The organism is Litoreibacter sp. JB4-2 (assembly GCF_055693445.1).
This window is the reverse complement of record NZ_CM146334.1, coordinates 2,047,469-2,059,897: the sequence shown is the minus strand read 5'-3', so window position 1 is coordinate 2,059,897 and position 12,429 is coordinate 2,047,469. Positions and strand designations below refer to the sequence as shown.

Below are 12,429 nucleotides of genomic sequence, written 5' to 3'. Positions count from 1 at the left end.
ATGGCTCCTGACACGAGGTGTCAGGATGTCGGGCGTTGTAATCGCGCGGATCAGCTCTAAGCTGGCGTGATATTTTTCCGGGAGGGCGGTCACAATGATTGATCAAGCTTTGAAGCTGGTTTGCGCCCGGCTGAACGAACATTTGCAAAATCATTTCTCCGTCACCGAGGACTTGGTGCGGCTACAATCTTCCGGGACCGCGCAAAACCGGCTTGTGATGTTTGTCACCAATATTTTTCATGATCAGGCTGCGCGCGGGATGCAGCGTTCCACAGGCGGGTTTCCGGCGCAACCAGAGCCGTTGCACCTTAACCTCTATGTCATGCTCGCCGCTGACTATGCGGCGGAGATGTATGTCGAGGGTCTGAGGCTGATCTCGGAGGGGTTGGTCTTTGTACAAACGAACCCGGTTCTGACACCGCAGAACACGCCTGACATGCCCGCGGGCCTGTCGCAGTTGCGCCTTGAGCTGGTCAATCTGAGCACGGAGGAGCTGGGCGCGATTTGGAACCTGCATGGCGAGCCATATGCGCCATCGATGATGCTGAAAATTGGGTCCGTGGTGCTGGATACGAGCACAATCACTGAGGTTGAACCACTGATACGCCGTCCCGGGTCGCCTTCATGAGCGACGTCACCGAAATCCTGCGTCTAACTCTAGAGCATGACTATTATGGCGATTTGCCTATTCCCATCGTGGTCAAACCAACGCAGCCCGCGCGGCTGGCGCGTGCTGGTATGGTTCTGCGCCAGACTGGCGCGCTGGCACAGGTTTTTTTGCGCGAGGGGTCAGAGGATTTGCCCTACGACATCGCGTTTGATTTGATAGCGCAGCACCCCGATCTGACGATCGTCACCAAAGAGTTTCGGCATGACGCGTTGGCGCTGCTGGGCGTCATTCCAGGCCAAGAAGTCGCGTCGTTCGGCGAGGCGGATTTGATCGAACGGCCGCCCAGGCAAAAAGATCTGCTGGGCCGCATAACAATCGCGTTGGGGCAGGATGTGGAGCAGGATGGCGCGCGCGCAGTCAGATGCCGCTTTCAAGCGGTCGAAGCCTATTGGGCCTATCATGTGATCGGTGCTGAGCGACGCAGCGAATTGGCGGTCGTAGATACGGAAAACCGGGTCTTGTTTGAAAGCATCGGCACGGAGGTTCTGCCTGATGGGCGCCCTTCACATGTCATCCGCTCCACCACCCCGATTGCTGCGCGTGCGCGACCAACGCAGAGTTTTGCGCTGCAGGCACAAAGTGTTTTTGGCCCCAAAACGTTGATTCCTGTTCTGCCCAGCGCGTCTGCCGTGTTTACGCAAGCGGCCGACAAGGACGCGCTGCAATCTGACATTTTCATTTCCTTGTTTTAGGCCGGAGACCGCATCATGACCATGAAATCCCCCGGCGTGTATATCGTCGAAAAAAGCGCATTCCCCAATTCGGTCATGCAAGTTGAAACGGCGGTGCCAGCTTTTGTGGGCTATACCGAGATGGCAGCACATGGCACCGAACCGTTGACGATGGCACCGACACGCGTGACCTCGTTCAGCGAATTTGAACAGAAATTTGGCGGCGCACCCGAGCAGGTTTTTGATCTGGTGGATGACGCCCCAGTCAGCGTGTTGCCTGACGCGCGCTACCGTGTGGGCGCGGCGCTGCGCTACCTGAAGCCCACCAAACCTGACTTTTGCCTCCATACGGCGATGCGGATGTTTTTCGCAAATGGCGGGCAGACTTGCTACATCGTCTCGGTTGGTGACTACACGGCGGAGGCGATTGACGCCGAAACTTTAGGCGCCGGGATCGACGCGCTGGAAAAAGCGCCAGAGGTGACGATGCTGGTTGTCCCGGACGCCACGCGGCTTTCAGCGGTTTCTGGCAGGTCAGAGGCCGCGCTGACGGGCGCGTTTTCCAACGGTTCGGTCAGTGATGTACACAAAAAGATGCTGCGCCATTGCGGTGAAAAGATGAAAAACCGCATTGCGATTTTGGACGTGCATCGGGGGTTTTTTCCGCAAGACGGATCAGACACCGACCCGATTGCCGTGTTTAGGGGCGGCGTTGGCAGCGATAATCTGGGCTATGGCGCGGCCTACTACCCGTGGTTGCACAGCGCGGCATTTGCGTCGGACGGCTTTACGTTTGAACGGATCGCGCCCGGCTCACGCGCCACTTTGGTTGCAGACTTGCAGGCCAGCTTTGCGGGACGGGACACGGCCGCCGCCGACAAGATCGCGCATCTTTTGCCCGTTGAGCCCCCAGACGGCCCCACGCCGGGCGACCTGGTACAGATCGACAAGGCCTTGCGCAAACTTTGTCCGACTTACGTGGAGGTGATGGAGGCGATTTCCGCATTCGCCAATGCAGTACCGCCCGGCGCGGCGATGGCAGGGATTTATGCCGCGGTGGATGGCGCGCGCGGGGTCTGGAAGGCGCCAGCGAATGTGGCCGTGAACGCGATCCGCGCCCCGATGGTGGCGATTGACGACGCGGCGCAAGAGGGGCTGAACCAGCATCCCGCGGGCCTGTCGGTCAACGCGATCCGGCCGTTTGTCGGACGAGGCACACTCGTTTGGGGCGCGCGGACGTTGGATGGCAATTCCGACGACTGGCGCTACATCAACATGCGCCGGACGATGATCATGATCGAGGAAAGCATCCGGCTCGCCTGCAGGGCCTATGTTTTTGAACCCAACACGGCGGGGACCTGGGCTGTGATGCGCGCGATGATCGAGAATTTTCTGACCAGTGTCTGGGCGTCAGGCGGGTTGGCGGGCGCCCGGGCTGAGGACGCGTTTTCCGTGCACATTGGGCTGGGCGAGACGATGACCGCCGCAGACATTTTGGACGGGCGGCTGATTGTCGAGGTGATGGTGGCGGTGGCGCGGCCTGCGGAATTTATGACGATTGCGCTGACCCAGCAGATGCAGACATCTTGAGCCGGATTGCGCGCATTTGTCCGCTTGTCGGGGCCGTGGGTGATGGGTTATGAGGAACGCAGCTAGTCGAGAAGGTTTGCCCATGCGTGCACGTATTTTTCAACCCGCCAGAACGGCCATGTCGTCGGGACAGGCGAAGACCAAGTCCTGGGTGCTGGAATTTGTGAATGACACCGGCCGCGACGTGGACCCGCTGATGGGGTGGACATCCTCCAGCGACACGCAGGCGCAGGTGCGCATGACGTTTGACACCAAAGAGGCGGCGCTGAGCTACGCGCAGGGCAAAGGCATCGATGCGGTCGTGACCGAGCCCAAGAAGCGCAAACCGGTGATCCGGCCCGGCGGGTATGGCGAGAATTTCGCGACCAACCGGCGCTCCGTCTGGACGCACTGACCGACAACAAGTGAGTGGTTTCGCCCTGCCTTGTGGCAGACATTTCCGCTGATCCCAAACTTTATGAGCAGAGCCTATCTGCTTAGAGGTCGCGCTCAATAGCCTCGAAGACCGGAGCGAGCCAGTCGATCTCTGACATACGCAGGCCAAAGAATGCCGCGCCCGACAATGTCGTGTGGTGTTCGTCGTAGAAGTGTTTTGTGAGATTATCGTCCATGGCAAGGCAACGTTCCTCGTCGGGGATACACATAAAATCGAGTCGATCAAGATAGATAGCGCCACTTGTCTCGGCCAACTCCGCTTGAGCGCGATTGACAGTTTGGCGTTCTCGCTGCCCGTCATTGTCCAGATCGATCCAGAACTGCGCATTTACCGCTTCTGCAAGTTCAGGAAAGGTCTTTGGCGTACCATGTATGAGAGAGGGAAGGACGATATCATCGGCGCGGGTGCGTACTGAATTGCCCCAAAATTTTGGGCTGTTGCCGACAATGACGACAGTTTTGCCATCCTCCTGCATGCGCGCAATCGCCTCTGGCATGACCTCTGTATCTGCCCTCCGATAGTAGGAAGAAAAGAACACGACGTCGGCGTCACGGTAATTCGGCGCTGTCCAGAACAGATGGTCAGGCTCTGCGAGGTTTTCAATCCTGATCCCGTACCGAGCGATCTCCACGCCGACTTGCAAGTTTGGGTTGTTGATCAGCGCATTATACAAGTCCTTCGAAAGGGAATTGCCTATCGCCAGAAACTGCATCGCTTCAAGGTCTTGAAATGTCGAAAGGTTATCACGAACGTCACCCGTAGGTCCGCGGTGCGAGGAGCCGGCGCGCAGGGGCCCCCAACTTTGACGCTGGAGCCGGATATTGTCCCAATCAAAGCCCGCCATATTTATCTTATCGAAGCTGTTGCGGAAGCCTTCCTTGCGGTCACCAACAACACCGATGCCCGTAAATAGAACGATCACGATGCCAGAGGCAAGAAAAACGGATGATCGTGATGCGAAGGAAACAAACCTCGCCTTTTGTATTTGGCGCTTTGGGGCATGGCGGACTGGCTGCTCTATAAAGCGCCACGATAGCCCTGCGAGAACGAAAGTCGCCACTATAAGCGCAACAGTTACACTAGGCGTAAGCTCACTAAAACGCATCCGTGCGAAAGCAAAAAGCGGTTGGTGCCAGAGGTAAGCCGAGTAGCTGATAAGCCCGATAAAAACGAACGGGCGCCATGAAAGAATACGCTGCGTCACCGTTCCTTTTTGTGCGCAGAGGATCAAAAGCATCGTGCCCAGAACCGGCAACAGCGCCCATTCCGACGGAAAAAGCGTTTCATGGTCCAAAAGAAACACCGCGGCGATGATAGCTAACAACCCAATCATAGAACCAGTTTCGCTTTTGAAATTGCGTCGCGTCATCAGCGCAAATGCTGCAAGCGACCCAAGCCCCAGCTCCCATGCACGGAACGGCAATAGGTAGAAGGCGGTAGATGCGTCCCAGCGTACGGTAAAAAGGCAAAGGGCGAAGCTTAAGACAACGAGGGCAATCACAATCTTCCAAGGCAAGTGGCTGCCCTTTCTGATCAAACAGATTAGAAGAAGTGGGAAGAATAAGTAGAATTGTTCTTCTACAGCGAGGCTCCAAGTGTGAAGCAGGGGCTTCAGTTCGGAGGCAAGCCCGAAATAATCGTCTTCGGCCCAGAATAGAAGGTTGGAACCAAAAAGATTGACCGCAACAAGGCTTTGAAAGAAATCATGCCGCTGAAAGGGTACCATCCACATGATGGCAAAAGGAATACAGGCCAGTTGGACGATAAAAAGCGCCGGTAGAATCCGGCGCGCGCGGCGCTCATAGAAGTCGATGATCGAAAACCGACCTTCCAAAAGCGCCGCCGCGATAAGCGTAGTGATTAAGTAGCCCGATATAACAAAAAAAATGTCGACACCGACATAGCCGCCCGTAAAGGGCCAAACACCTGCGTGGAACAATATGACGGGCACAACTGCAAACGCGCGCAGCCCATCGATCTCGGAGCGGTAGTCCATGAAGATCATCTACCAGCGACTGTTATATTAATCTAGCTATTTGGCGGCGATCAAATTTTGAGCTCGATCATGCCGCGGGAATCAGCCTTCAAGCATTGCCGTGTTCCACGGGAAATTATCCAGTTCGCGGTGCGATGGTATTTTCGCTACCCGCTGTCCTACCAGTACGTGGTTGATTTGCACGCAGAGCGCTGGATCGCCGTTGATAGGTCGACCGTGTATCGCTTGGTTCTGAATTTTGTGCCCGAACTCATCAAGCGCACGGAGAAACATCTGCGTCGCGCCAGCAGAGATTGGCACGTCGACGAAACTACATCCGTGTCGGCCTCAAATGGCGCCACTTATGGCGCGCAGTCGATGCGAACGGCTAAATGATCGACTTTCGCCAAAGTTTCCGGTCATTGCGAACAGCAAAGGCGACCCTAAGCGGAAGCGAAACTATCAGAACCATCAAGCGCGGCCATATCCACAACAAGCAACCTGGCGTTAGCGCCGAAATCACGTTCATCAGCCAGCTGTTTGAGGCCGCTTGATATGCCGGAACATCTCAGCAGTATTTTGACTGAGGACAATTAATGCAACAGTCCTGCGCATACAGGCCTTGCCGTAAATATAGAGTGCGTTTGGCATAGTTAGCTGCCGTAGAAATAGCGCGTGAGGTGGAAGAAGATGGGGGCGGCGAAGACGACGCTGTCCATTTGGTCGACAAACCCGCCTTGGCCGGGAATGAGGTGGCCCCAGTTCTTGACGCCCCGGTCGGCCTTGATGGCGGCCAGAACCAGCGACCCGCCGACCCCGAAAAGATAGATCAACAGGGCGGTGATGGCGGCCTCCCATGCCGCAAAGGGCGTGATCCATGTGAGCAGCAGCCCGGTGAGCGTGGCGATGCCTGCGCCCGCCAGCACGCCGGTCCGGGTTTTGGGCGAGATACTGGGCGCGATGCGGGTTTTGCCGAAGCGGCGGCCTGTATAATATTCGGCCAGATCGCCCAGCTGCACCACCAGCACCAGAAAGGCTATGAGCAGCACCGAGCGCCCGGTGGAGCCCTGCAGATCGAGCGTGACCAGTGCAGGGATATGCGAGGCGCAAAAGACGCAGATCATCAGGCCCCATTGGGTTTCCGACACGCGCGACAGAAAATTGGTGCCAGCGCCGCGCAGTGCCGACAGGATCGGCAGGATCAGAAACGCGTAGACCGGGATGAAGATGGAATAGAGCCCGTAAGCCCCCATCCAGACGAACAGATATTGCAGCGGGAAGGCCACATAGAATGCCGCGATCAGCGCCCAGTGATCCGCCTTGGTTTTGCGTGTGAGCGTCAGAAATTCGCGCAAGGCCGCGAAGGAGGCAAAGGCGAAAAGGATCACCACGCCGGTATGGCCGATCAGCAGCGCGACGGAGAGCAGAAACACCATGCCCCACCAGGAATGCAGCCGCGTTGTGTAAATCTCGACCGTGGGATGATCGCTGAGCGGCGCCAACCTGCGGCGCAGGATCGCGCCGCCGATTGTGGCCATGATCAGTAGCGCGCAGGCCGCGGAGATCAGCACGACGATGGAGCCGGTGGTCTCTGATACGAGGTCGGGGATCATGTGCGGCCTTCCGGGTTTGGCTGGAGGGCGGCAAGCGCTGAGGCGCAGCGGGCGAGAAACGCGTCCTTGCTTTCATCTTTTTCGACGTGAAGCGGCGCGCCGAAAATCACGGTGCAGCCAAGGGGGACCGGGATCACCTCGCCCGAGGGCATGACGGAGTTGATATTGTCGATCCATGTGGGGACGAGATCGACCTCGGGGCAGTCTTTGGCGATGTTGTAGAGCCCGGCTTTGAAGGCCATGAGCGGCTCATCCGTGCGGTTACGACCCCCTTCGGGAAAGATGATGATTGAGGAGCCTTCGTTGATCGCGGCGACGATCTTGGCAATGGGGTCTTCCGTCTGATGATCGGAGCGGCGGTCGATCAGGACGGCGCGAAACACCTCCGGGCCGATAAAGGCGCGGGCCTTGGTTTTCAGCCAGTAATCTGCGGCGGCCACGGGCCGTGTGACGCGCCTGAGCGCGGGCGGCAGCACGGTCCAAACGATGGGCAGATCGGCGTTTGATGTGTGATTGGCAAAATAGATGCGTTGAATATTCACGGGTTCAACGCCGCGCCAATCGGCCCGGGCGGCGGTGATGAACTGAGCGAAGAGGGCCAGCAATTGACCCGCGAGAGTGGCAGCGATACGGCGCATAGAAGCTTACGTTAGACCTTTTGATGCAGCCTGCGGGCACAGGCGGAGTTAATCAAGAAAAACCGGTTTGGTTGCCGGCCAGTGCGCCGAATTTTTGACTGTTGAGACCAGCGGAGAGGGCTTGGGCGCGTCATGGCGCGTGAGCGCCTCCGGCGCTGAATTTTGCCAAGGGCAGCACTTGCGCAGGCTGCGTAGCGCTGCGTGTCTTGCTGAGATGGGGGCGGCGCGGGGTGCGATGCGGCGTCTCAGGACAGATGTGGCACGGTTTGGTTTTTGGGCTTAGCTTGCCAGAAGCTGTGCTTCAAAACGGCGCAGAACCGGGCGCGCTGTTGGGAAGGCTGCGGTGTTTTGCCGTTGGGCGAGTTCAGGAAACAGCGCCATAAGCTCAGCGCGTGCATCGTCATCAACGCCTTCTATGCTGCGCGTGTTGGGATGGAAGCTTTCGCTGTAGATACCGGCGCATTTGATCAGCTCATGATCGTCGAACATGATGTGGTGGTAGGTCACATCCGGGCAGGGGCAGGGCAGAATGGTCGTGCCGTTGACAAGATGCTTGGCGGCGACGAGCACTTCCTGCTCACCCGTGGCGACCTCTGCCTGCCAGCTGGAGACGAGGATGCGGTGCTGCGGGGAGACCAAGAAGGCGCCTGTGTTTCCGATGGCGTTGGGGGCGAAGAGGATCGGGGCGAGTTTGCCCTGCGCCTCGACAGTGCGCGCGGCGGCCCAACGTACAGGCCGGGCGCCATTGTCTTTCGTCAGGACCAAATCGCCGGGTTTGATATGCTCAATCGGACAAACGCCTTGCGGCGTTGCGATCATGGTGCCGGTTACGAAACAGGCGACATTCGTGTTGTCGAATGTCAGGTCCTGATCGCCGACGCCGGTCATGGTGATCGAGCCGCCAAGCAGGGAATTGTCGCTGAAATCGCCGGTGGACTGGTTCAGGATGCCGTCGTCGCGCTGATCGGCGCGCAGTTCAAATATGTCGGTGTAAAAGGCGCTGAGATCGACGAAATCATTGTTGGTCTGATCGCCGTCATTGATGTCCTGACCGGTGGCCGTGTTGAAATCGGTGATCGTGTCATCGTCATCGCCGGCGGTATAGATGAACGTGTCAAAGCCTTCGCCGCCGGTCAGCGTGTCGTCATCGGCGCCGCCGGTGATGGTGTCATCATCCGTGCCGCCATCGATTGTGTCATTGCCCGCGCCGCCGAGGATCGCGTCATCCCCTTCGTCGCCAAACAGCATGTCGTTTCCGCCGCCGCCGTCGATTGTGTCATTGCCCGCGCCGCCGTGAAATTCGTCATTGCTGGCGAGCGTGAGCGACACATTGTCGAGCATTGGGCCGAGCCCGTCGCTTTCGGAGGCAAGCTCGCGGAATTCGAGCCGGTCCATCCCGCCGGTGCCGGTGACAGTGTAGGAATAGGTCAGGAAATCGGTCGTCGCGGGGTTGATCGTGTCGATGAGGACGCCGTTCCAGTAGACCTCCACCGCTTCGCCCTCGGAGCCCTCGCGCGCGGCGGCGTCGAAGGTGAAGGCATAGGGTTCACCGGCCTCGGTCTGCACATCCTGATAGAGGTTGTCCGCGCCAGAGCCATTGTCCAGCTCAACGAAGTTGCCACCATCTTTGGAGTTCAGGCCGAGATAGGTGTTGCCCCAGCCCTCAATATTGCCGGCATCATTGGTCCAGCCGGTTGGGTTGGCGCTGGTGTTAAAGGTGTTGTCGGGGACACCCGCCTCAAGCGAGCCGTTGGTCAGCAGGTTTGGCCCGTCGGAGATATTGTCGTCGCCGTCGCCACCCTCGGCGTAATCCTCGCCAGAGCCGCCGGTGATCGTGTCATTGCCGCCATTGCCGTAGATTGTGTCGTCGCCCGCGCCGCCATTGAGAATGTCATCGCCCTCAACCCCTGCGGGCGTTCCGGTGACGGAATAATCGGGGCCGGGCGGCAGCCCGAGCAGGGGGAGGTCAGCAGATCTTGCGTGGCACCGCCAGTGTCGGGGCCGGTGATGGTGGCCGACATGGCCTCGTTGCCCGCGTTTTCCCAATAGCGGATTTGGACGGTATAGGTCTCATTCGGGTCCAGCACCGCATCGCCGAAGCGCGTGGTCGCCGGTTGGTGGAAATCGTTGTTGAGATAGTCGAGCGTGCCGCCGGTCTGGTTGTTGAACGAGACCGGGTTGCCCGCACTGTCAAAGAGCTGGATCGTGGAGCCGTCGTCAGAGCGGGTCGTGAACCGGTAAGTGCCGCCCGCGGTGATGTTCAGCGTTGAGGTGTAGATAACCCCGAAATCATTCTGATCGCCTGATGTGCCGCGGATGGTATTGGTGAGACCCTCGACGTCGAAATCCGTGACATAGCCGGATGCGGAGCGGGTGCCGGTTTCAATGTCGAATGCCTGACCGGCGGCGGACGAAAAGTTGTAGTCATAGGTCTCGTAATGCCATGCGCCCGGGACCGGGCCGTCGCCCGCGATGATGTCATCGCCGTCGCCTGCATTGATGGTGTCATTGCCCAGACCACCGCTGAGCGTGTCGCCCCCGGACGTGCCTGTGAAAACGCTGTCGCCTTCGGTTGCAGGCGTGTCATTGTCATTGGTCGCCATAAAGCGATGCCCCTAATTTTGATACTGGTGAACCGCGGCAGCAGGTCTTTTACGCGACCTCCGTCGCATAAGAATGCGCTGAAAAAATGGCATTCCTTTACGCAAATATAGGCGGAACCGTTGGTTTCGCGGGGAATTTTAGAACAAAGTGAACCGCGCCCGGCAGGGGCCAGGCGCGGTGGGGAGGCTGCGTTTTGACGCGGTGGCCGGGGTTAGGCGGCCTTGTCGGTGGAGACGAAATCCTCCAGCAGCTTTTCGTTTCGGGCCTCTTCGATGCGCTGGATACGGTCGGACGCGATGCGTTCGTCAAAGCGGTATTTTACGAAATTCACCAGGCTGATGCAGAGCATCAGGACGGCGATGGCCCAGTACCCTTTGGTCGATAGCGGCACATCGGGTGACAGGTAGAGCGACAGGGCCAGCATGCCGAGTGCAATCAGGGCACCAGCCAGATTAACGAACATAATCAGGGCGTTGTCATTTTTTGTGTTGGAACCAAACATGGGTTTCTCCTTTGAAAGATCTGAATATTAGGATTTGGATTTGAGGCGCTTGAGGACGTCGGCCCCGGTGGTTTTGTCGGAGGCGCCGTAGCCTTGGTCGGCCATACGCGCGGTCAGGGTGTCATGGTTGAGATCGGCGTTGATCTCCCCCATGATTTGCGACTGCTCAAACGGGTCGTCCTTGGACAGAACCTGCGCGATCAGCTCTTCGGCCTCGTCGACGCTGGCGCTACCGCCGATGGTTGCTGAAAGCTTGGACTGTATCTGCTGCTCATGGCGCACGGCCTTGGCGGAGATCAGACCTTGTTTCAGGTCAACGATGCGGCGATGCCCGGTTTCGACGGATTGGCGCAGCTGGGTGATACGTTGATCGAGGCGCTGTAGCGTGGCGCGGCGCGCTTCCAGTTCATTTTCCAAGGCGGCAATCGCGTCAGCGGCTTGGCACGCCATGTCTTCATTGTCGTCCTTCAGCGCAAGGGAGGCGCGTTTGGTCAGGTCGGTGATCCGGGCTTCAACGCTGCCAACTTGTTTGGCTTCGCCGCGTTGGCGTTGAATGAGCGAGGCGAGCGTGCCTTTGGCGGCTTGCAGATTGGCCTGCGCTTCGCGGATTTTCTGCTCGATCAGTTCAATCGCATATGTGTCGCGGACCCGTTCTTCGGCGCGGGCGTTGGCGCCTGTCATCAGGGTCTTGAGTGTTCCGAACATGGTCTGTTTCCTTCCCAGTGTAATTTCGTGAACGTTGTTCATGAATTGAGCATGCGTGATTCCTGAACGCGGTTCAAGAAAAATATTGAACGCCGTTCAGGAAATTGCGGATTCTGGACTTAAGTTACTGAGAATAAGAGAAATCATTTTCTCTAATCGTTCTGTTGGAACGGCTGAAATACGCTTTTCCAGCCCCAAAAGGACGATTCCATGGATCGAGGAGAACAACCCGCGAGTCATCAGCTCCACCTCCTCGGGGTCCATATCAGGGAAGTTTTGCGCAACGGGCTTGGCGATGAGACCCAAGAGCTGGCGCATCTCTGTCAGGTACCAATCGGGCACCGTCTGATCGGTCGACATCTCAAGATCAAAAAGGGTGCGCCAGGCAGGGGTGTTGTGCTGCGCGAAACCCAGATAGGCATGCCCCATTGTCGTCAGCACGGCGACAGGGTCCGTGTCGGGGTTGGCGTTGACGGCTTCGAGGACAGCAGTACCCAGCCGTTTAAAGGTGCGCCCGTTCACGGCCATCACCAGTTCATTTAGATCGCCAAAAACATTGTAAATGGCGCCAACCGCGCAGCCTGCCTCGCTGGCAAGTTCACGCGCGCGCACCTGTTCGATCCCACCCGCACAAACGCGGGTTTCAGCCAGATCGATGAGCTTGCGCCGTAGCTCTTCCCGCTTCTTTTGAACTTTTCCGACCATCGCGGCCTCCGAATGAACATTGTTCATAACTAAAACCCGATGGCCAAAAAGGAAAGGGTTGCGTTTGAGCGTGCATCGCCGCAAAACCACGCCAAGCGGTCCCTTAGCTCAACTGGATAGAGCAGCTGACTTCTAATCAGCAGGTTGAGGGTTCGAGTCCTTCAGGGATCGCCATGAAATCAATGGCTTACGGGATTTCTGGAGGCCAATTTTTCGATTGTCCTGTTCTGGGGGACATATGGGGGACAAATCCAAGCCTTTCACGACATTCTAAGCAATGAATCAAAGACGCCTTCCAGCATCGTAGTAATACGCAATTT

12 protein-coding genes, 1 tRNA gene and 1 pseudogene are annotated in these 12,429 nt (G+C 57.8%); 6 read left to right on the top strand and 8 right to left on the bottom strand.

Annotation, left to right across the window (positions count from 1 at the left end; all coding sequences use genetic code 11):
• Positions 1 to 94 precede the first annotated feature (94 nt).
• From ACZ1G7_RS10260 to ACZ1G7_RS10245, 4 genes are all read left to right on the top strand, one after another.
• Positions 95 to 628 carry a Pvc16 family protein gene (locus ACZ1G7_RS10260; RefSeq protein ID WP_472659317.1) on the top strand — a complete coding sequence of 178 codons (534 nt, stop codon included), beginning with the start codon at positions 95 to 97 and terminating at the stop codon, positions 626 to 628.
• The gene (locus ACZ1G7_RS10255; protein ID WP_472659316.1) at positions 625 to 1,362 is read left to right on the top strand and encodes a hypothetical protein; all 738 of its coding nucleotides are present in this window, start codon (positions 625 to 627) and stop codon (positions 1,360 to 1,362) included. Before ACZ1G7_RS10260 ends, ACZ1G7_RS10255 begins: the two co-directional genes overlap by 4 nt.
• Before the next feature lie 15 nt (positions 1,363 to 1,377).
• On the top strand, positions 1,378 to 2,931 hold the full coding sequence (locus ACZ1G7_RS10250) for a phage tail sheath family protein (RefSeq protein ID WP_472659315.1): 1,554 nt from the start codon (positions 1,378 to 1,380) through the stop codon (positions 2,929 to 2,931).
• A gap of 82 nt (positions 2,932 to 3,013) precedes the next feature.
• Positions 3,014 to 3,325, top strand: a complete 312-nt coding sequence (locus ACZ1G7_RS10245; RefSeq protein ID WP_472659314.1) for an ETC complex I subunit — start codon at positions 3,014 to 3,016, stop codon at positions 3,323 to 3,325.
• A gap of 82 nt (positions 3,326 to 3,407) precedes the next feature.
• On the opposite strand, the gene ACZ1G7_RS10240 is transcribed toward ACZ1G7_RS10245, so the two are convergent.
• On the bottom strand, positions 3,408 to 5,363 hold the full coding sequence (locus ACZ1G7_RS10240; RefSeq protein ID WP_472659313.1) for an acyltransferase family protein: 1,956 nt from the start codon (positions 5,361 to 5,363) through the stop codon (positions 3,408 to 3,410).
• A gap of 69 nt (positions 5,364 to 5,432) precedes the next feature.
• Here ACZ1G7_RS10240 and ACZ1G7_RS10235 point away from each other — a divergent pair.
• A pseudogene (locus ACZ1G7_RS10235) lies at positions 5,433 to 5,896 on the top strand (DDE-type integrase/transposase/recombinase).
• A gap of 99 nt (positions 5,897 to 5,995) precedes the next feature.
• Here ACZ1G7_RS10235 and ACZ1G7_RS10230 read toward each other — a convergent pair.
• From ACZ1G7_RS10230 to ACZ1G7_RS10200, 7 genes are all read right to left on the bottom strand, one after another.
• On the bottom strand, positions 5,996 to 6,955 hold the full coding sequence (locus ACZ1G7_RS10230; RefSeq protein ID WP_472659312.1) for a phosphatidate cytidylyltransferase: 960 nt from the start codon (positions 6,953 to 6,955) through the stop codon (positions 5,996 to 5,998).
• Positions 6,952 to 7,593 (bottom strand): lysophospholipid acyltransferase family protein, encoded by a 642-nt coding sequence (locus ACZ1G7_RS10225; protein ID WP_472659311.1) that lies wholly within the window; start codon positions 7,591 to 7,593, stop codon positions 6,952 to 6,954. Before ACZ1G7_RS10225 ends, ACZ1G7_RS10230 begins: the two co-directional genes overlap by 4 nt.
• A gap of 279 nt (positions 7,594 to 7,872) precedes the next feature.
• A complete protein-coding gene (locus ACZ1G7_RS10220) occupies positions 7,873 to 9,453 on the bottom strand; it encodes a Hint domain-containing protein (RefSeq protein WP_472663710.1) in 1,581 nt (526 codons plus the stop codon).
• A complete protein-coding gene (locus ACZ1G7_RS10215; protein WP_472659310.1) occupies positions 9,348 to 10,196 on the bottom strand; it encodes a hypothetical protein in 849 nt (282 codons plus the stop codon). Before ACZ1G7_RS10215 ends, ACZ1G7_RS10220 begins: the two co-directional genes overlap by 106 nt.
• 212 nt (positions 10,197 to 10,408) lie before the next feature.
• On the bottom strand, positions 10,409 to 10,699 hold the full coding sequence (locus ACZ1G7_RS10210) for a hypothetical protein (protein ID WP_472659309.1): 291 nt from the start codon (positions 10,697 to 10,699) through the stop codon (positions 10,409 to 10,411).
• 27 nt (positions 10,700 to 10,726) lie between these two features.
• Positions 10,727 to 11,404: a PspA/IM30 family protein gene (locus ACZ1G7_RS10205; RefSeq protein WP_472659308.1), complete on the bottom strand. Its 678-nt coding sequence runs from the start codon at positions 11,402 to 11,404 to the stop codon at positions 10,727 to 10,729.
• 96 nt (positions 11,405 to 11,500) lie between these two features.
• A complete protein-coding gene (locus ACZ1G7_RS10200) occupies positions 11,501 to 12,136 on the bottom strand; it encodes a TetR/AcrR family transcriptional regulator (RefSeq protein ID WP_472659307.1) in 636 nt (211 codons plus the stop codon).
• A 70-nt stretch (positions 12,137 to 12,206) separates the two neighbouring features.
• Between ACZ1G7_RS10200 and ACZ1G7_RS10195 the strand changes: the two genes are divergently transcribed.
• Positions 12,207 to 12,283, top strand: a tRNA-Arg gene (locus tag ACZ1G7_RS10195).
• Positions 12,284 to 12,429 lie beyond the last annotated feature (146 nt).

Excerpts from the sequence above, each read along its gene's own strand:
- ACZ1G7_RS10260 (WP_472659317.1), top strand. The coding sequence starts at position 95 with ATGATTGATCAAGCTTTGAAGCTGGTTTGCGCCCGGCTGAACGAACAT.
- ACZ1G7_RS10255 (WP_472659316.1), top strand. The coding sequence starts at position 625 with ATGAGCGACGTCACCGAAATCCTGCGTCTAACTCTAGAGCATGACTAT.
- ACZ1G7_RS10250 (WP_472659315.1), top strand. The coding sequence starts at position 1,378 with ATGACCATGAAATCCCCCGGCGTGTATATCGTCGAAAAAAGCGCATTC.
- ACZ1G7_RS10245 (WP_472659314.1), top strand. The coding sequence starts at position 3,014 with ATGCGTGCACGTATTTTTCAACCCGCCAGAACGGCCATGTCGTCGGGA.
- ACZ1G7_RS10240 (WP_472659313.1), bottom strand. The coding sequence starts at position 5,363 with ATGGACTACCGCTCCGAGATCGATGGGCTGCGCGCGTTTGCAGTTGTG.
- ACZ1G7_RS10230 (WP_472659312.1), bottom strand. The coding sequence starts at position 6,955 with ATGATCCCCGACCTCGTATCAGAGACCACCGGCTCCATCGTCGTGCTG.
- ACZ1G7_RS10225 (WP_472659311.1), bottom strand. The coding sequence starts at position 7,593 with ATGCGCCGTATCGCTGCCACTCTCGCGGGTCAATTGCTGGCCCTCTTC.
- ACZ1G7_RS10215 (WP_472659310.1), bottom strand. The coding sequence starts at position 10,196 with ATGGCGACCAATGACAATGACACGCCTGCAACCGAAGGCGACAGCGTT.
- ACZ1G7_RS10210 (WP_472659309.1), bottom strand. The coding sequence starts at position 10,699 with ATGTTTGGTTCCAACACAAAAAATGACAACGCCCTGATTATGTTCGTT.
- ACZ1G7_RS10205 (WP_472659308.1), bottom strand. The coding sequence starts at position 11,404 with ATGTTCGGAACACTCAAGACCCTGATGACAGGCGCCAACGCCCGCGCC.
- ACZ1G7_RS10200 (WP_472659307.1), bottom strand. The coding sequence starts at position 12,136 with ATGAACAATGTTCATTCGGAGGCCGCGATGGTCGGAAAAGTTCAAAAG.